The organism is Pseudomonas sp. FME51, assembly GCF_014897305.1.
Map to the genome: position 1 here is coordinate 507,154 of NZ_JABUYN010000001.1, position 17,216 is coordinate 524,369.

The following is a 17,216-nucleotide window of genomic DNA, read 5'->3' on the forward strand; positions in this document are numbered from 1 at the left end:
TCATATTATTGAAAAACCCGCCAATCAATATGATTAGTATCATTAATGCATTTGATATTAGTGTTAAATGTGGTTGATAATAATTTTTCGTCCAACAGAAGTATAGATGAGCCAGAATTAACCAAATTGCCATTTTTCATGAGCCAAACCCTATCTGCTTTCTGATATGAGTGATTTAAATTATGTGTACTCATAATAATAGCACCACCTTGTTGGCAAAATATATCAAGCCACTTGTCCAAAATCGCCAATTGTACGATATCTAAATTATTCGCAGGTTCATCAAGTAACATTAACTTTCCTTTTAAATCACTTCTTGACCACAATTGGATAAATGCACCAGCAATCCTGATTCGTTGCCATTCCCCCCCAGACAAATGATGAATTTTTTTTGATAATAATTTATCAATTTGAAAATCATTTAACAGTGCATTTAATTGCTTATCATCCATTTCAGATAATTTATAATATAGCGAGAGATAATGAAAAACAGGCATAAATGGCAAAGCCTCTAATTGTTGTATAACAATGCTTTGCATCCTAGAAAGATCATTATATTTATAATGTCTTATTGAGGTTTCGTTTAGAATGATTTCGCCACAAAAAGGATGTTCTCCTGTAATAGTCATCAGAAGTGTACTTTTTCCAGCGCCATTGGCACCGATCAAGTGAATACGTTCACCGTAATCTACTTGTTCTGTAAATGCGTTGAGCCGATTATCAACACTCAATTTATCAAGTTTAAGTAACGTCATATTACAAACGCCCCATCTCTTTTGTTGCTAATAACCAGATAAATAAAGGTGCGCCAATTGTTGCAGTTATTACACCGATAGGAACTTCTGCACCATTTAACATTAAGCGAGATAACAGATCTGCGAGCAATAATAATCCGCTCCCTGTAAGCAAACATGCAGGTAGCAATATTTTATAATGAGTTATCCCACACAACCTTAATAAATGAGGGACAATAAGCCCTACAAAGCTAATAGCCCCCGCTAAAGCCACACTAATCCCAATCAATAACCCAACAGCTAAAATAAACCAATTTCGCCATTGATTAACAGATATACCTAATTGCTTAGCGCTAAATGAGCCTAATGATAAATAATTAAGAATATCGGCTTGCAAAATAAGAAGTACGATAACGGGGATCAGCGTCCAAAATAAAGCTTGATGGCGCCAATCAATACCGCTAAAACTTCCCATCAACCAATACATTAATTGTCTTAAATCTAAAGCCGAACTGAAATAAACCAACCAAGTCATTATTGCACTCGCCATAACCCCTAATGCCACACCAATTAATAATAACTGGGCATTTGAAAGTTTTCTTATTTGAGCAAAAAACAGTAATAATAGAGTAATACCTAATGCGCCTAATACTGCCGCACTGCTTATTAGCCAGATACTTGAACCTAGGTGTAAAACAATAAGTAAGACAACACAGACACCCGCACCACTGCTTACACCTAATAACCCAGGCTCTGCTAACGGATTTTGAAATAAAGCCTGCATAATGGCTCCTGCAATAGCTAAACTCGCACCAACGATCATCACGGCAAGTATTCTGGGCAAACGAATTTGCCAAACAAATAATTTAGCGTCATCGGTTAACCATTGGTGTGGAAATAACTGAATTTCACCTACAGAGAGAGAAAAAACAAAAAGAACACATAATATTAACGCCATAAAAAGTAATTTTTTTCTACCATCAATATGCTGTCTTTTTTTTAGTGCAATAAGCGGATTATTTTTATCATTACTCATATCATTCCCTATCATTTTTACTACGTTCCTCATTGTTATTTTTACGTTTTTTTTAACAACATAGCCTGTTTACTTTTGATGATAAAAAGTTAATTTCACCCTTTATGCATCATAGTCCACTAATAATGAAAATATAAACTGATGATAATAATAGCTTGATGAATACAAAATAGGATAAATAGAAAGAGGTAAAAAGGTTAATTAAAAAGAAGGGAAAACAAACAGAACAATACCTTATCAGGATAGATAAACACGATTAAATCGCCCCCCAAAAGGTACAATTAATCAACAATAATAACAGAAGAAAGATAAAAAAACGGCCTTCAATAGAAAGCCGTTTTGGGTGTTTTTAATTTTTACTCTTTTGGTGTTGCGCTCTCAACCCGGCTTTTTAACTTTTGTCCAGGGCGGAAAGTAACAACACGGCGAGCCGTAATAGGAATGTCTTCCCCTGTTTTCGGATTACGACCTGGGCGCTGATTTTTATCACGCAGGTCAAAGTTTCCGAATCCAGACAGCTTCACCTGTTCTCCATTTTCAAGAGAACGACGCACTTCCTCAAAAAAGGATTCTACAAGGTCTTTTGCATCGCGTTTGCTAACACCAAGTTTTTCAAACAGATTTTCTGCCATTTCAGCTTTTGTAAGCGCCATAGGTCTAGTCCCTCAAGGATGCTTGGAATCGCTGTTTCAATGCTGCTACACAGTGACTCACTGTTGCAGCAATCTCATCTTCTTCCAGTGTATGCTCGATATCCTGCAAGATTATGCTAATAGCGAGGCTTTTATAACCCTCTGCTACTCCCTTACCACAATACACGTCAAATAAGTTTATGCCAACTATTTGATTTCCGCCAACTTTCTTACATTCAGCTAAAATATCTTCTGCAGCAACATCATTCGGAACAACTACAGCGATATCTCTACGATTCGAAGGGTAACGCGAAACTGCTTTTGCTTGTGGTAAACTACGGTTTGCAATTGCATTCCAACGTATTTCGAATACTACCGTACGACCGTTTAAATCAAGTTTGCGTTCAAGCTCTGGATGAACAACACCAATACAGCCAATATATTCATTTCTCAGATAAATCCCAGCACTTTGTCCCGGATGAAGTGCCGAATGATTAGCTGCTTTAAATGTAATTTCATCTAGCTGGCCTGTCAATTCCAGAATTGATTCAATATTACCTTTCAAATCAAAGAAATCAACAGTTTGCTTCTCTAAAGTCCAATGTTCTTCATAACGGTTGCCCGCGATCACACCAGCCAACATAAGTTCCTGACGTATTCCATATTCTGCTTGATTATCAGGAACAAAACGCAGACCTGCTTCAAATAACCTAACTCTAGATTGTTGACGGTTCTGATTATAAACAGTCGTAGTCAATAATCCGGTCAGGAGAGACAGTCTCATTGCTGACATATCAGATGAAATTGGATTAGGTAGAATGAGTGCTTCTTCATTCGGGTGTAATAGCGCCTGAACCTTTGGATCAACAAAGCTATAGGTAATTGCTTCTTGGAAGCCATTATCTACCAGCATTGTTTTTACGCGTTTTAATGGCAGATTTGCTTCTCGATGATTGGTCATGATCAAATCGGCACGTAGTGGTACGTCAGGAATATTGTTGTAACCATAAATACGAGCAACTTCTTCAATCAGGTCTTCTTCGATTTGAACATCGAAACGCCATGAAGGAACAGTGGCTAACCAACCATCATTTTCAACAGAAACGGTGAAACCTAAACGAGTTAATGAATCAAGAACTTGTGCATCATCAATCACGTGACCTAATAAGCGGTCTAATTTTTTACGTGTCAACTTAACAGGTGCAATAGTAGGTAAATGTGCATTATTGGTCACATCAATCACTTCACCCACTTCACCACCACAAATTTCTAATAGTAGTTTAGTTGCACGTTCCATCGCATTGTATTGAAGCGCTGAATCAACACCACGCTCAAAACGGTGAGATGCATCCGTATGTAAGCCATAACGACGTGCACGGCCTGTAATCGATAATGGTGAGAAGAACGCACATTCTAAAAAGACATTCTGGGTTGCATCATTGATGCCAGATGACTCGCCACCAAAAATACCAGCCATACCTAATGCCTGTTTTTCGTCAGCAATGACTAACACATCATCTTTTAATGTAATTTCATTGCCATCAAGTAATGTGAGTTTTTCACCTTCTTTACCCATGCGAACAACAACAGCACCTTCAACACGGTCAAGATCAAACGCGTGTAGCGGTTGTCCCATTTCGAGTAAAATTAAGTTAGTAATATCAACAATAGGATCGATAGAACGAATGCCACCACGACGTAATTTTTCTTGCATCCATAAAGGCGTTTTTGCTTTCACATTTATATTTGTGAAAACACGACCTAAATAACGAGGGCATGCTTCTGGTGCTTCAACGTGAACAGGAAAGGTTGCTGAAGATGTAGCCATAACAGGCGACATATCAGGTACTTGGCATTCCATTTTATTAAGAACTGCGATATCACGTGCAACACCCATAATACCCAAGCAATCAGCACGGTTAGGTGTAATGCTAATCTCTATCGTATTATCATTTAATTTTAGATATTCGCGAATATCCATACCAATAGGTGCATCAACAGGTAATTCAATAATACCTTCATGATTTTCTGAAATAGCTAATTCAGAAAATGAACACAACATTCCTTCTGATGGTTCACCACGTAACTTAGCTGCTTTAATTTTAAAATCGCCTGGTAATACTGCACCTACTGTTGCTACAGCTACTTTCAGACCTTGACGGCAATTAGGTGCACCACAAACGATGTCTAATAATCTATCGCCACCTACGTTGACTTTTGTAACACGTAATTTATCAGCATTTGGATGTTGTTCACATTCAACAACTTCACCGACAAATACACCGTGAAAATCACCGGCAACAGCGTCAACGCCATCAACTTCAAGGCCAGCCATTGTTAACTGTTCAGAAAGTTCTTCGCTACTAATCGCTGGGTTTACCCACTCACGTAACCAAAGTTCACTGAATTTCATGAGATAATCCCACCTTATTTAAACTGTTTGAGGAAACGAAGATCGTTTTCGAAGAATGATCGCAAGTCGGTGACACCGTAACGCAACATAGTTAAACGTTCCATACCCATACCAAACGCAAAACCTGAATAGACTTCAGGATCGATACCTACATTACGCAACACATTTGGATGAACCATACCGCAACCCAACACTTCTAACCATTTACCATTTTTACCCATCACATCAACTTCAGCTGAAGGCTCTGTAAATGGGAAATAGGAAGGGCGGAAACGAATTTCCATATCTTCTTCAAAGAAGTTTTTTAAGAAGTCGTGCAGTGTTCCTTTTAAATTAGTAAAGCTAATGTCTTTATCAACAATTAAGCCTTCAATTTGGTGGAACATTGGTGTGTGCGTCTGGTCGTAGTCATTACGATATACACGACCAGGTGCAATAATGCGAATAGGAGGCTGTTTATCTTGCATAGTACGAATTTGTACACCAGAAGTTTGTGTACGCAATAAACGTTTTGCATCAAACCAGAAAGTATCGTGATCGGCTCTTGCAGGGTGGTGAGCTGGAATATTTAATGCATCAAAGTTATGATAATCATCTTCAATTTCAGGGCCTGATTCTACAGAAAACCCTAGTTCACCAAAGAAGGTTTCAATACGCTCAATAGTTCGGGTAACTGGGTGTAACCCCCCATTTTCAATACGACGACCAGGTAAAGAAACATCGATTTTTTCAGCAGATAAACGTTCGTTTAACAATGCCGATTCCATCTCTTCTTTACGAGCATTCAGCGCTTGCTGAACCTCTTGTTTAACCTGATTAATAACGGCCCCTGCAGCTGGACGCTCTTCAGCAGGTAAGTCGCGCAGCGTGGACATCTGAAGCGTTAAATGACCTTTTTTCCCCAAGTATTCAACACGAACCGAATCCAGCGCAGCAACATCCTGTGCCTCTTCGATAGCTGCTTTAGCTTGAGCAACGAGTTCAGCGAGATGTGGCATCGTTTCCTCTTCCTTTGACCTGATGAGGTCTATTAGTTGTTATCAATGGTGACGAATAAAATTGCCCTTTTTGGTTTCTAACCCTGTATTGAGATCTGAAAACAAAAAAGCCTCCATAGTGGAGGCTCTGGCGCTACTTTTCGTTTCTTCTCTTACGCGCAAAAGCCCCTTAATTTAGGCGCTAAAGTAAAAAAAGAAGCGGAAAAAAGCGATAATTAACATGAGTAATATCTCTTAAAGTATTAACTTATTGAATTTGTATCATTAAGCCACAAATATAGACAAAATAAAAGAGGGAGAAAACTCCCTCTTCCATTGACTTAATAAATAATTAAGCCAGAGCACCTTTCGCTTTTTCAACTAAAGCAGCAAATGCTACTTTGTCGAATACAGCGATGTCAGCCAGAATCTTACGGTCGATTTCAATGGATGCTTTTTTCAGACCATTGATGAAACGGCTATAAGACATACCGTTCTGACGAGCTGCTGCGTTGATACGCGCAATCCACAGCTGACGGAACTGACGTTTTTTCTGACGACGGTCACGGTACGCATATTGACCAGCTTTGATAACAGCCTGGAAAGCTACACGATATACACGTGAACGTGCACCGTAATAACCTTTAGCTTGCTTTAAAATCTTCTTGTGACGAGCACGGGCAACAACGCCGCGTTTAGCACGAGCCATATTAAACTCCTAATGTCTATATTCTGTTAAAAAGTGATACTTATGCGTACGGTAAGCAAGCTACGACCAGACCTAAATCTCCTTTAGAGACCATGCCTTTTGGACGTAAATGACGTTTACGCTTAGTTGATTTTTTAGTCAGAATGTGACGGAGGTTAGCATGTTTACGCTTAAAGCCACCACCAGCAGTTTTTTTAAAGCGCTTAGCTGCGCCGCGTACTGTTTTAATCTTTGGCATTTCTATAATCCACTTCGCATTGTTAATAACATAAAATAATGAGGCGAATAGCAATCAGCCATTAAAGGCTGACGCTATTACTTGAATTGCCCGACTATTTCTTCTTCGGCGCAAGCACCATGATCATCTGGCGACCTTCAATCCGGTTAGGGAATGATTCAACAGTTACCAGTTCATCCAAATCGGTACGGATACGGTTAAGCATTTCCATACCAATTTGTTGGTGAGCCATTTCACGACCGCGAAAACGCAGTGTGACTTTGGCTTTATCGCCATCTTCAAGAAAGCGAATCAGGTTGCGTAGTTTGACCTGATAGTCACCTTCATCTGTACCAGGACGGAATTTAATTTCCTTGACCTGAATAACTTTTTGTTTCTTTTTCTGTTCTTTGAGAGTCTTACTTTTCTCATAGAGGAATTTGCCGTAGTCCATAATACGACAAACCGGCGGCTCGGCATTAGGACTAATTTCCACTAAATCAGCACCTGCTTCCTCGGCTTTCTCAAGAGCCTCTTTCAGACTAACAACTCCAATCTGCTCGCCATCTAAACCTGTTAAACGAACTTCATGGGCGCGAATCTCACCATTGATGCGATTCTGACGCGTTGATTGAATTCTTTTTCCGCCTTTAATACCTTATTCCTCCAACTGATGAAGACTTCTGCTTCTAATTTCTTGCAGAAGCTTTTCTTTAAATTCGTTAACGTCAATACTGCCAAGGTCTTTTCCTCGGCGAGTACGAACCGCCACTTTGCCTGATTCGACTTCTTTATCACCACAGACAAGCATGTACGGAACACGACGTAGAGTATGTTCACGAATTTTAAAGCCAATCTTCTCATTTCTCAAGTCTGCTTTTGCACGAATTCCGGCATCTTGCAATTCTTTGACGAGTTTTTGTACATAATCAGCCTGTCCATCCGTGATATTCATCACGACAACCTGCTGTGGTGCTAACCAAGTTGGGAAGAATCCTGCGTATTCTTCTGTCAGAATACCAATAAAACGCTCTAAGGATCCTAGCACTGCTCGGTGTAACATAACAGGTACTTTACGCTCGTTGTTTTCGGCAACATAAGATGCGCCTAAACGACCTGGTAGTGAGAAGTCTAATTGTACTGTACCACACTGCCATGCACGATCTAAACAATCGTAAAGTGTAAATTCTATTTTAGGGCCATAAAACGCCCCTTCGCCTGGCTGATATTCAAATTCAATATTGTTATCAGTTAAGGCTTTTGCTAAGTCTGCTTCTGCAACATCCCATAATGCATCTTCACCGATACGTTTTTCGGGGCGAGTAGACAGCTTAACTACGATTTTTTCAAATCCGAAAGTAGAATATACATCATAAATCAATTTGATGCAGTCATTTACTTCACTTAAAATTTGTTCTTCTGTACAGAAGATGTGCGCATCGTCTTGTGTAAAGCCACGGACACGCATTAAACCGTGTAATGCACCTGAAGGTTCATTACGGTGGCAACTACCGAATTCAGCCATACGTAATGGTAAATCACGGTAAGAACGTAAACCTTGTTTAAAAATTTGTACGTGACCTGGGCAGTTCATTGGCTTGATACAATATTCACGATTCTCAGAAGATGTCGTGAACATATTTTCTTTGTAGTTTTCCCAGTGACCTGTTTTTTCCCAAAGAACACGATCCATCATAAATGGACCTTTCACTTCTTGGTAATCATATTCTTTTAATTTACAACGTACAAATGTTTCTAGCTCACGGAAAATAGTCCAGCCATCATTATGCCAGAAAGCCATACCCGGCGCTTCTTCTTGCATATGATACAAATCAAGCTGTTTACCAATTTTACGGTGGTCACGTTTTGCTGCTTCTTCTAAGCGATCTAAGTATGCTTTTAGCTGTTTTTTATCAGCCCAGGCAGTACCATAAATGCGTTGTAGCATTTTATTATCGCTGTTACCGCGCCAATATGCACCTGCAATTTTCTGTAACTTAAAGTTATGACAGAAACGCATATTTGGCACATGAGGTCCACGGCACATATCAACATATTCTTGGTGATGATAAAGACCTGGCTGTGAATCTTGACTGATATTTTCATCAAGAATAGCGACTTTATAATCTTCACCGCGAGAAACAAATGTTTCACGAGCTTCAGCCCAGCTTACGGATTTTTTAATAACATCGTAATCTGTTTTCGCCAACTCTAGCATGCGTTTTTCTAGAGTTTCTAAATCTTCCTGTGTTAGAGAATGGTCTAAATCCACATCGTAGTAGAAACCATTTTCGATAACAGGACCAATCGCCATTTTAGTTTGTGGCCATAATTGTTTAATGGCATGCCCTAATAAGTGAGCACAAGAGTGACGAATAATTTCAAGACCGTCATCGTCTTTTGCGGTAATAATTGCCAGATTTGAATCGTGTTCGATTAATTCACAGGCATCTACCAGTTCACCATTAACACGGCCTGCGATACATGCTTTTGCAAGCCCAGGGCCGATATCTGCAGCGACATCCATGACAGAAACTGCATTTTCAAATTGACGTTGGCTTCCGTCAGGAAGAGTAATAATTGGCATTTAAAATCCTTATTTACAGTGGTGACCCATACGCAAGATCACTTGTAAGCTTTTTATTTCATCTATATTCAGTACGTTACGACAATTTCTCACTTTACCTCGCGAGGTTTGCACACAGTGGTATATCTATTCATTATATAAATATCCATAGCATCACTGAGCCTTATCGCAACTCAGGGGGGATATTATCACAGACAGTGAAGATTTATACATTTATCTGCCTCTATTTCTCCAAGAAAACACGAAATAAAATCGCAACAATATCTTACTCATCACATTGTATTAATTGGTTTGATACCCTTTTCTCTATCTCTTTTTTATCATCTCTATTTTCGATGACATGATTATATTCAAGATGTCGGAGCAAATAACTAAAGCAGGTTTTTTCTTTGCCATGATCATCCGCCAAGTAATTATATCCATTACATTTATAATCGCTTGTATTCACTAGATTATTATCCAATAACGCTAGAATTAATTTCTGACTTCCATTACTAAAAATAAAGGTATTTATATCAAAGGGCATTATCCCTTCATCACAACCAGATGCGGATAATGTTGATGTATCCATAAGAATTTGAGTAAAGAGTTCAGGATTTTTCTTTCCTTCATCAATAACATATTTGATGTCATCTTCAATAATTGCAAAACCTAATTTAATAAAAGGATCATTCTTATCAAGATACTTTTCAAGATATTGTGCATATTTTAATCGGTGATTCCTTAATGCATATATAAACTCTTTTCGATCAAAAATAATATAGCTTTTGAATTCAGGACGCTGTTGGAGAATATAATCAATCTTTTTCGCATAATCATCAAAGGAGCCTGTATACATTAATCCTTCTTGAAAAGTTTGTATTATGGTATTACCAAGTTCCTTTTTCTCCTTTTCAGGAAGAGTGCTATAAAATTTCTCATCGATAAATAAATCAACAACATTTTCATTCCATTCTGCTATTGAGAATTCATTGTCAAACAATGGGTAATTAGTCAGTTTATAAAATAGAGCGAGTGATGCTGTCTTCTTATTTTGTTTTACACATTCAGTTAAAAACCAGAGTGATTTTTTATCAAATGTTTTTATCAAAGCTTTGTTATAAAAAAAATCGACTTCAATGCTATAAGGATCAGGGCAACTCCCTTTCCAAATTTTATCTAATGCTTCTAAGTCACCTTTTTGTAAAAGCTGAATAACTCTCTCTTTTTTATCTCCCATCATTTTTTGTGGAAAATAACTTACATTATAAGCTAAAAATGACAATATGAAGGCTATCCAATAGCCCACTATTTTGGGGTTTCTTTTTCTGACAATATGAAGATAAATAAAAGGGAGACAGAAAAATAACAAGCCTAAAAAAACAAATTGAGGTTCATTACTCTTAATAAAATCGAGTTCACCTGTTGAAATTAAAGTAGCATTAAAATAGAAAACTATATTAATTAGTATTAAAATCAAAGAGAATAAGATGGATTTTTTTAGTGGCAGTTGGATATATTTAAATGCAAATATCACAACAAAAAAATAATAAACAGGTGCTAAATATAAAATAGCCATTGCAATAAAAACGACAGTCATTATAAAAACAGCAATTTCACCACTCATAAGCATCCTTATTTTTCATTACACAAATATACTTAATTAATATATTTATTATTTTCCTATCATTTGCATAATCATATTATAGTGTGAATTTTTCATTATTCTGTGTTCCTCTTCGTAATTTCCATTATAGGTAATACTTATTATTTAAACTATAAACATAGATACATCAATCATCAAAAATATACTTATCACTTTGCAATTTATAACTAGTTTCATTACCATCAGTACCCATCAAGCGGAAACCGTGGCTTTAAAAATAACATTCTCTGGGGCGGGCCAGAACCTTCATTGTTAACATAAAGGTGTATAACGTGTTTTATCTAAAGCCCCGCCCTCGTAAGTTGGTTTATGCTATAACCTTTGAAACTCTCGCGATTTTATTAAGCACTGTTTTGCTGGCAATATTAAGCCAAAGCCAATCACATAATTCACTGCCCGTTGCAATCGCTGTTTCTGTTATCGCCTTGATTTGGAATTATATTTTTAATTCTTTCTTTGAATTTTTTGAGTTAAAACTAAACATAGAAAAACGTACAATTATGATACGCCTTATCCATGCGATTAGCTTCGAATTAGGTCTGTTCTTCTTTACCATTCCACTTTATATGTGGTGGTATAATGTAGGCTTTATCAAAGCAATAAGTATGGAAATCACCATATTAGTATTCTTCTTTATCTATACCTATTTATTTACGTTAGCTTTCGATAAATTATGTCCTCGCGTTTACCCAGTAGAAAATAAAACAATGTAATACGTCAATCTTGTCGATACTCTGTAGGGCTTTTATTAAAATATTGGCGAAATGCCTGACTAAATGCCGAATGTGAATCATACCCTACCGCTAGAGCAATGTTCTCAATATTTGTAGGTGTATATTTTAATAATTCCGCAGCTTTGCTCAGCCTTTGTTGAACCACATATTGCATGACAGTCATTCCCAACTCTGCTTTCATTTTACGCTGTAACGTACTGGCTGACGTATTAAAAGCTAAGGCAATATCATGTGTTGTTAATGGTGTATGTAATTTATTTAATAACCAAGCATCAAGACTATCACGCCAACTTTTTTGTATTTTTATTTGAGCAAGTAGAAGACGTGTAATAGTTGAATATTGTTCAGGAGATTGAGGATATTGATGTAACCACTCTAATAACCCAATAGCAGACGGTGATAATGTAAACTGCCCCCCTTTCTCACTCAATTGCCATTGTGAGGTCACAGGTAATTCTAAAATAAGATTTTTATTATCTTTATTGCCAGAAAAAGCATGGTTGATAGTGGGAGGAATAATTAAATAATTTTGATTAGAAATAAGAAATTCTTCCCGATTGAAATTAACTTCCATTGAACCTGAGAGTCCAAAAATAATCTGCCATAAATTATCATGCTGATGAGATACCGTCTCTTGTGTATAACATCGCAAGTGTAATTGAGGTAATAGCAAAAGACACGCCTCCGTTTCCATGCTCTATTTGATTAATACTATATCAAAACGCAACAGAACATTACCATCAAAGAGTGTCTTATCAAGAGGCTTATTATATTACTGCTTCTCGTTATAAACTGAATTACCCATACGTTTAAGCTAAACGCGAACCATTTGGTAAAGGCAAATTAAATTCAGCCAATACAATTGCTCCTGTTTCATCAGGGGCTCCTGTAATTAAAACTTCAGATTTTATACCTGCAATGCGTTTAACTGGGAAATTACACACACATAAAATACGACGACCAACAAGTTCTTCGGGTGTGTAATTTACCGTAATTTGAGCACTTGAACGCTTTATGCCTAATTCGCCCAAATCGACTTCCATAACATAAGCTGGTTTATTAGCTTTCTTATTTATTTCTGCGCTAATAATCGTTCCTACTCTCATTTCTACACGTAGAAAATCATCCCATTCAATTAAATCTGTCATCTTTTTACCAATTTATTGTGTTTACGGTCATATCTCTATTACTGGATTATAGATTAACACGCATTATGCTGGCTCACCTGTGGTGAAACTGTCATTCTCTGTTGAGAAAGAATCACTCACACTCTTTTTTCTCTATTTTCATCATTCTGAATTTTGCCTACTTTTTAATAACCGTTTAAATAACCATATCAATTCATAAATTTGTTATGTATAAAAAGTATTCTTAAGAAACGCACTTTTATTAACAGCCTCAGAGAATATTAATTATGAAAAAAATAACAGAATGGATAACGCTGGAAGGAAAACTTGTTCGCCTAGTGCCTCTGAGCATGGAACACTACTCAGATTTACATGAATTAATTCAAAAAGATAGGCCTGATAAACTTTGGTATACCACAGTGCCTTCAACAACAGAATTACAACATGATATTGAACATAAACTTCAATTACAGCAAAAGGGCTTAATGTTGCCTTTTACTATCATTTCTCAATCGACTAATCGCGTTGTTGGTATAACGACCTTTATGAATATTGATAACCAAACACCAAGGCTGGAAATTGGTTCAACGTGGTATGCTAAACAAGTCCAGAGAACAGGTATCAATACTGAAGTTAAATATCTATTACTAAAATATGCACTAGAAGATTTGCAATGTATTGCCGTTGAATTTCGTACCCACATATTAAATCAAATAAGCCGTAAAGCAATTGAACGCCTAGGTGCAAAACTCGATGGTATTTTACGCAACCACAGATTAACAACTGATGGGCAAAAACGAGATACTTGTATATATAGTATTACTGATTACGACTGGGGCTCTATAAAAATACATTTAGAGTGGCTAATGAAGAAATACCAATAAACATTGAGATTATTATCTGTAAAAATAACTTTTTTGCTGTTTAATTTGTTATCATAATTGCTCCTTAATTACCTGTTATTAGGAGCCTTTATATTCCATGCAATCTGCTTACCAGTTTTTTCAGGCTATCGGTCTTGGTCTTATTTTACTTTTGCCTTTAACCAATCCCTTAACGACGGTTGCACTTTGGCTTGGTCTTTCAGGAAATATGACCAAAGAGCAGCGTAATCAACAATCTTTAATGGCATGTATCTATATTTTTCTCATTATGACTATCGCGTTTTATGCGGGTCGCGTCATAATGACAACTTTTGGGATTTCTATTCCCGGTCTTCGTATTGCGGGTGGGATGATAGTGGCCTTTATTGGTTTTAGCATGCTATTTCCTAATACTCCGAATGTGGATGACCCTCTTTCTGAAGATAATAATCCCCATCGAAATCCTAAAGAACCTAATATTGCCTTTGTTCCTTTGGCAATGCCTAGTACCGCAGGGCCCGGAACTATAGCAATGATAATCAGTACAGCAGCATCCATACCTTCGCGTACTGACATTGCACAATGGGTATTATATATTGCACCAATAACCACATTCTTTTTAATCAGTATTATTGTTTGGCTATCACTTCGTGGCTCTACCAAAATTATGAAATATTTAGGTCACAGCGGTATTGATGCTATTTCTCGTGTTATGGGATTCTTATTAATCTGTATGGGTGTCCAATTTATGATCAACGGCGTACTTGAAATTATTGCTGATTTACCTGCTTTATTAAAACAAGCCCAAGCGGTCGCTAATTTACCTGATTAATTATCGCCTGCGTGGTAAGCCGCCCTGACTTTTGCTAAATAACGTGGTGCTTGAGATGCTGGATGATTTTTTTCAACATAACGATAAAAATCATCCGCACTCATTGAGTTAATTTTAGCAATCGCATTATTTCTATCTTTATCAAACGTTCTTAACAACGCACCCGCACCATTTACATAAGCAAGGATCGTCGCATAATAAAGTGTTTCGGGGTTCATAATCCCTTCAAGATGACGCTCTCTTAGTAATTGAATATAAGCTGTTCCTAAATCAATATTGATTGCGGGATCTTTTAATTGTGAAGTTGTTGGTTGCCCTGCCTTTCCTCTATTTTGATAAACATCCCTTCCTGCTGTTGATGCTTTAATTTGCATTAATCCAACCGCATTTGATTTACTAATCACTTCGGGCCTAAAGTTAGATTCAACTTGGATAATCGCTTTTATCAATGTTTCATCAACGTCATAACGGTTTGAGGCTTGTTGTATATGGTTATCAAAGGGTGTTGATTTCCATTGTGCCGTTGAAATTGAAGCATTATTAATGCGGCTTTCCGTTGGTTTTTGACTTAAAAATCGAGAGTTCTCTTTTTGAATAGGTTGACGAGCATGATCAGCACAACCCGCAAGAAGCAAAATGGCCAAAGAAAAGATGATTTTTACTTTCACGTTTAATCCTTTTGCATAAATAGTTACACATAAAACACATTCACTATATATATCAATCAATTGTAATAACAAGGCGTTATTTTAGTATGAAAATACATGCTAAAATATGACAAAGCATGACAGATAAATCAATATATTACAGCTTTTAGTGAGTGTGTTTTATCTTAAATTACTCCATCTGTAGTGGTTTAATAAATTTGGCCACCTGAATAGAGGTGAATAGTCCAATGGAGCGCTTCTTTAGGGGCCTGAAGAACGAGTGGGTACCAGTGACTGGCTACATAAACTTTAGTGATGCTGTCCATGCAATAACGGACTATATCGTCGGGTATTACAGCGTACACAGACCTCACGAATATAACGGAGGGTTATCACCAAACGAATCTGAAAAGAGATACTAGAAAAACTCTAAAATGATGGCCAGTTTTAGTTGACCACTACAAACGATTCAATGCGGGTGAACGGTACCGGTGAGAGCGACCCCTCACCGACTTCGTAATGACATTTGCTATCTTATTTTTTTATGAACAACAAATAACAGCGCAAGCAAAATTGGGGTGCCCAGATATACATAAGCCATCGTGTTTTGGTGGTAGGTGCGTAAATCCTCTACAAAAGCACGCCAAACGGTAATAAGTTCATTATCTCCCATCACCATGTAGTTGTATGTAAAGCTTAAACTAAACCCAAAATCAAAGACGGCCAATCCTAAATAAAATATTAAAACCAACAGGATGATCAAAAACCATCTTAAAAACGTTCTATTTATCATAAGTGCTACCTAATACACCACCACCCATTTCACCGCCATCATAGCTCGTAGCCTTTCCACCAACATTGGCGGAAGAAGTGGCAAATTCAAAAAAATGAACCAACCCACCTTTATCTAATGGCGTTAAATTATCAATGTTTGGATACTGTTTATGAAATTCACTCGTAACTTCAATGACATCAAGCTTATTAAAATTATTTTTCTTACCTTCCAAAAAACTCTGAAATGAAAGGGGCACCGTGAACGCCTCTTCTCGCTCGATCGGATACTGTGTTCTTATTGGGGTATAACTCTCTTCAAATATCCGTGTGCCAGATTGCTTCAACCCTTTTACTGTATGAGTTGTGCAATTATTACCTGAGACATCATAAACATCTATAGACCTTCCGTTTCTACGAGTCAACTCACCTGCTTTTTCAGGGAGGTTAGGGGGGCTGCCTGATTTCCAAAGGTTATTAAAATAGGTTTCTGTTTTGTCTGTGTCCGCATCTGTTATTTTAAAAACCCTTGCATTCGTTATATATAACTCATCTCTGATGTATTTTCGAGCATCCTCACCGGTCATATATAAAAGTATTCCATCACCCGTTAAAGTTAATGGTCCAGGTGTTCCGTAGCGACCATATGAATATAATGAAACTTTATTATTTTTGTGGATTGTTATAAATGAATGGCCTGAGCCAAATGTTTCCGTCCACACAAACACTCCATCATAGAGCAAGTTATCTGAAATCCTGCATTCACCAATTAAAGGTGCTGGCGTTACGGGGTTGATCAGACTGCCAAAGCTGGTTCCCTGTGAAGGTGCTGATGCTGCTGGGGCTTGAGTTGCAAAACGACTTGGCTGCGCTTGTGCAGGTCCACTATGAGCAATAACCTTATTAGAACCTGTCGGACAGCCACATTGTACCATTGAGTCATGTACGGCTTGAAGTTTCCCATGATTTAAAAAACCTTGCTGCCCAGAAACAACGGTACCTGCCTGTCCACATTTTGGGCAATTTGTTGTCGGATCACCCACTCTTAAGGCTTTTTTATTAAAACAAGTGACCGTTTCGATGGTTGCGATACAAGTTGCTCCAGTCGTGGTCTTGTCTCCATTTAGCGCCATTGCTTTACCCATAATGATGGGCCTTACTCCAGACATAACACCTACAATGTGTGATATGGCAGTTCTATATAATTACTTAATGAAGATAACTCATTAATGTTAGCTGTTAATCTAACTAGAAACAATCTAATCATTACCGCTAACCAACTTCCAAATCCA

The 17,216-nt window shown here is 37.4% G+C and carries 18 protein-coding genes, 1 pseudogene and 1 other annotated feature; of the genes and pseudogenes, 4 read left to right on the forward strand and 15 right to left on the reverse strand.

Features of this window, described 5'->3' with window-relative positions:
- Positions 1-5: 5 nt before the first annotated feature.
- From INT39_RS02335 to INT39_RS02380, 10 genes are all read right to left on the reverse strand, one after another.
- Positions 6-755 carry an ATP-binding cassette domain-containing protein gene (locus tag INT39_RS02335; RefSeq protein ID WP_193014492.1) on the reverse strand — a complete coding sequence of 250 codons (750 nt, stop codon included), beginning with the start codon at positions 753-755 and terminating at the stop codon, positions 6-8.
- A gap of 1 nt (position 756) precedes the next feature.
- Positions 757-1,770: a vitamin B12 ABC transporter permease BtuC gene (btuC, locus tag INT39_RS02340; RefSeq protein ID WP_193014491.1), complete on the reverse strand. Its 1,014-nt coding sequence runs from the start codon at positions 1,768-1,770 to the stop codon at positions 757-759.
- 356 nt (positions 1,771-2,126) lie between these two features.
- Positions 2,127-2,423 (reverse strand): integration host factor subunit alpha, encoded by a 297-nt coding sequence (ihfA, locus tag INT39_RS02345; protein WP_023582381.1) that lies wholly within the window; start codon positions 2,421-2,423, stop codon positions 2,127-2,129.
- 4 nt (positions 2,424-2,427) lie between these two features.
- Complete coding sequence (gene pheT / locus INT39_RS02350; RefSeq protein ID WP_193014490.1) at positions 2,428-4,815, reverse strand: phenylalanine--tRNA ligase subunit beta; 2,388 nt, start codon at positions 4,813-4,815, stop codon at positions 2,428-2,430.
- Positions 4,816-4,829: 14 nt separating this feature from the next.
- The gene (pheS, locus tag INT39_RS02355) at positions 4,830-5,813 is read right to left on the reverse strand and encodes a phenylalanine--tRNA ligase subunit alpha (protein WP_193014489.1); all 984 of its coding nucleotides are present in this window, start codon (positions 5,811-5,813) and stop codon (positions 4,830-4,832) included.
- 100 nt (positions 5,814-5,913) lie between these two features.
- Positions 5,914-6,036, reverse strand: a sequence feature (Phe leader region).
- A 108-nt stretch (positions 6,037-6,144) separates the two neighbouring features.
- Complete coding sequence (gene rplT, locus INT39_RS02360; RefSeq protein ID WP_036937406.1) at positions 6,145-6,501, reverse strand: 50S ribosomal protein L20; 357 nt, start codon at positions 6,499-6,501, stop codon at positions 6,145-6,147.
- A 40-nt stretch (positions 6,502-6,541) separates the two neighbouring features.
- Positions 6,542-6,739: a 50S ribosomal protein L35 gene (rpmI, locus tag INT39_RS02365; protein ID WP_004263702.1), complete on the reverse strand. Its 198-nt coding sequence runs from the start codon at positions 6,737-6,739 to the stop codon at positions 6,542-6,544.
- 94 nt (positions 6,740-6,833) lie between these two features.
- Positions 6,834-7,355, reverse strand: coding sequence for a translation initiation factor IF-3 (gene infC, locus INT39_RS02370; protein ID WP_319021316.1), 522 nt, complete (start codon positions 7,353-7,355; stop codon positions 6,834-6,836).
- 21 nt (positions 7,356-7,376) lie between these two features.
- Complete coding sequence (gene thrS, locus INT39_RS02375) at positions 7,377-9,305, reverse strand: threonine--tRNA ligase (RefSeq protein WP_193014488.1); 1,929 nt, start codon at positions 9,303-9,305, stop codon at positions 7,377-7,379.
- Positions 9,306-9,570: 265 nt separating this feature from the next.
- Positions 9,571-10,911, reverse strand: a complete 1,341-nt coding sequence (locus INT39_RS02380) for a hypothetical protein (protein WP_193014487.1) — start codon at positions 10,909-10,911, stop codon at positions 9,571-9,573.
- Positions 10,912-11,222: 311 nt separating this feature from the next.
- On the opposite strand from INT39_RS02380, the gene INT39_RS02385 reads away from it, so the two are divergent.
- On the forward strand, positions 11,223-11,663 hold the full coding sequence (locus tag INT39_RS02385) for a PACE efflux transporter (RefSeq protein WP_193014486.1): 441 nt from the start codon (positions 11,223-11,225) through the stop codon (positions 11,661-11,663).
- Positions 11,664-11,667: 4 nt separating this feature from the next.
- Here the strand turns inward: INT39_RS02385 and INT39_RS02390 are convergent, their stop codons facing one another.
- Entirely contained in the window at positions 11,668-12,258 is a 591-nt protein-coding gene (locus INT39_RS02390; RefSeq protein ID WP_226944463.1) for a helix-turn-helix transcriptional regulator, read from the reverse strand.
- Between the two features lie 235 nt (positions 12,259-12,493).
- The gene (locus tag INT39_RS02395; protein ID WP_088495790.1) at positions 12,494-12,832 is read right to left on the reverse strand and encodes a tRNA-binding protein; all 339 of its coding nucleotides are present in this window, start codon (positions 12,830-12,832) and stop codon (positions 12,494-12,496) included.
- Positions 12,833-13,098: 266 nt separating this feature from the next.
- Between INT39_RS02395 and INT39_RS02400 the strand changes: the two genes are divergently transcribed.
- Positions 13,099-13,695 (forward strand): GNAT family N-acetyltransferase, encoded by a 597-nt coding sequence (locus INT39_RS02400; protein ID WP_193014484.1) that lies wholly within the window; start codon positions 13,099-13,101, stop codon positions 13,693-13,695.
- 97 nt (positions 13,696-13,792) lie between these two features.
- A complete protein-coding gene (locus tag INT39_RS02405; protein WP_193014483.1) occupies positions 13,793-14,506 on the forward strand; it encodes a MarC family NAAT transporter in 714 nt (237 codons plus the stop codon).
- Here INT39_RS02405 and INT39_RS02410 read toward each other — a convergent pair.
- A complete protein-coding gene (locus tag INT39_RS02410) occupies positions 14,503-15,174 on the reverse strand; it encodes a transglycosylase SLT domain-containing protein (RefSeq protein WP_193014482.1) in 672 nt (223 codons plus the stop codon). The two genes, INT39_RS02405 and INT39_RS02410, sit on opposite strands and share 4 nt — an antisense overlap.
- A gap of 218 nt (positions 15,175-15,392) precedes the next feature.
- On the opposite strand from INT39_RS02410, the pseudogene INT39_RS02415 reads away from it, so the two are divergent.
- Positions 15,393-15,575: pseudogene (locus tag INT39_RS02415) on the forward strand (IS3 family transposase); the annotation flags it as partial.
- A 107-nt stretch (positions 15,576-15,682) separates the two neighbouring features.
- On the opposite strand, the gene INT39_RS02420 reads toward INT39_RS02415, so the two are convergent.
- The gene (locus INT39_RS02420; RefSeq protein WP_193014481.1) at positions 15,683-15,946 is read right to left on the reverse strand and encodes a hypothetical protein; all 264 of its coding nucleotides are present in this window, start codon (positions 15,944-15,946) and stop codon (positions 15,683-15,685) included.
- Positions 15,936-17,069 (reverse strand): PAAR domain-containing protein, encoded by a 1,134-nt coding sequence (locus tag INT39_RS02425; RefSeq protein ID WP_226893917.1) that lies wholly within the window; start codon positions 17,067-17,069, stop codon positions 15,936-15,938. The genes INT39_RS02420 and INT39_RS02425 overlap by 11 nt, the downstream gene beginning before the upstream one ends.
- Positions 17,070-17,216 lie beyond the last annotated feature (147 nt).

What these genes read in the sequence shown, in the direction of transcription:
- INT39_RS02335 (WP_193014492.1), bottom strand. Translation starts at nt 755, where the DNA reads ATGACGTTACTTAAACTTGATAAATTGAGTGTTGATAATCGGCTCAAC.
- btuC (WP_193014491.1), bottom strand. Translation starts at nt 1,770, where the DNA reads ATGAGTAATGATAAAAATAATCCGCTTATTGCACTAAAAAAAAGACAG.
- ihfA (WP_023582381.1), bottom strand. Translation starts at nt 2,423, where the DNA reads ATGGCGCTTACAAAAGCTGAAATGGCAGAAAATCTGTTTGAAAAACTT.
- pheT (WP_193014490.1), bottom strand. Translation starts at nt 4,815, where the DNA reads ATGAAATTCAGTGAACTTTGGTTACGTGAGTGGGTAAACCCAGCGATT.
- pheS (WP_193014489.1), bottom strand. Translation starts at nt 5,813, where the DNA reads ATGCCACATCTCGCTGAACTCGTTGCTCAAGCTAAAGCAGCTATCGAA.
- rplT (WP_036937406.1), bottom strand. Translation starts at nt 6,501, where the DNA reads ATGGCTCGTGCTAAACGCGGCGTTGTTGCCCGTGCTCGTCACAAGAAG.
- rpmI (WP_004263702.1), bottom strand. Translation starts at nt 6,739, where the DNA reads ATGCCAAAGATTAAAACAGTACGCGGCGCAGCTAAGCGCTTTAAAAAA.
- thrS (WP_193014488.1), bottom strand. Translation starts at nt 9,305, where the DNA reads ATGCCAATTATTACTCTTCCTGACGGAAGCCAACGTCAATTTGAAAAT.
- INT39_RS02380 (WP_193014487.1), bottom strand. Translation starts at nt 10,911, where the DNA reads ATGAGTGGTGAAATTGCTGTTTTTATAATGACTGTCGTTTTTATTGCA.
- INT39_RS02390 (WP_226944463.1), bottom strand. Translation starts at nt 12,258, where the DNA reads ATGGAAGTTAATTTCAATCGGGAAGAATTTCTTATTTCTAATCAAAAT.
- INT39_RS02395 (WP_088495790.1), bottom strand. Translation starts at nt 12,832, where the DNA reads ATGACAGATTTAATTGAATGGGATGATTTTCTACGTGTAGAAATGAGA.
- INT39_RS02400 (WP_193014484.1), top strand. Translation starts at nt 13,099, where the DNA reads ATGAAAAAAATAACAGAATGGATAACGCTGGAAGGAAAACTTGTTCGC.
- INT39_RS02405 (WP_193014483.1), top strand. Translation starts at nt 13,793, where the DNA reads ATGCAATCTGCTTACCAGTTTTTTCAGGCTATCGGTCTTGGTCTTATT.
- INT39_RS02420 (WP_193014481.1), bottom strand. Translation starts at nt 15,946, where the DNA reads ATGATAAATAGAACGTTTTTAAGATGGTTTTTGATCATCCTGTTGGTT.
- INT39_RS02425 (WP_226893917.1), bottom strand. Translation starts at nt 17,069, where the DNA reads ATGGGTAAAGCAATGGCGCTAAATGGAGACAAGACCACGACTGGAGCA.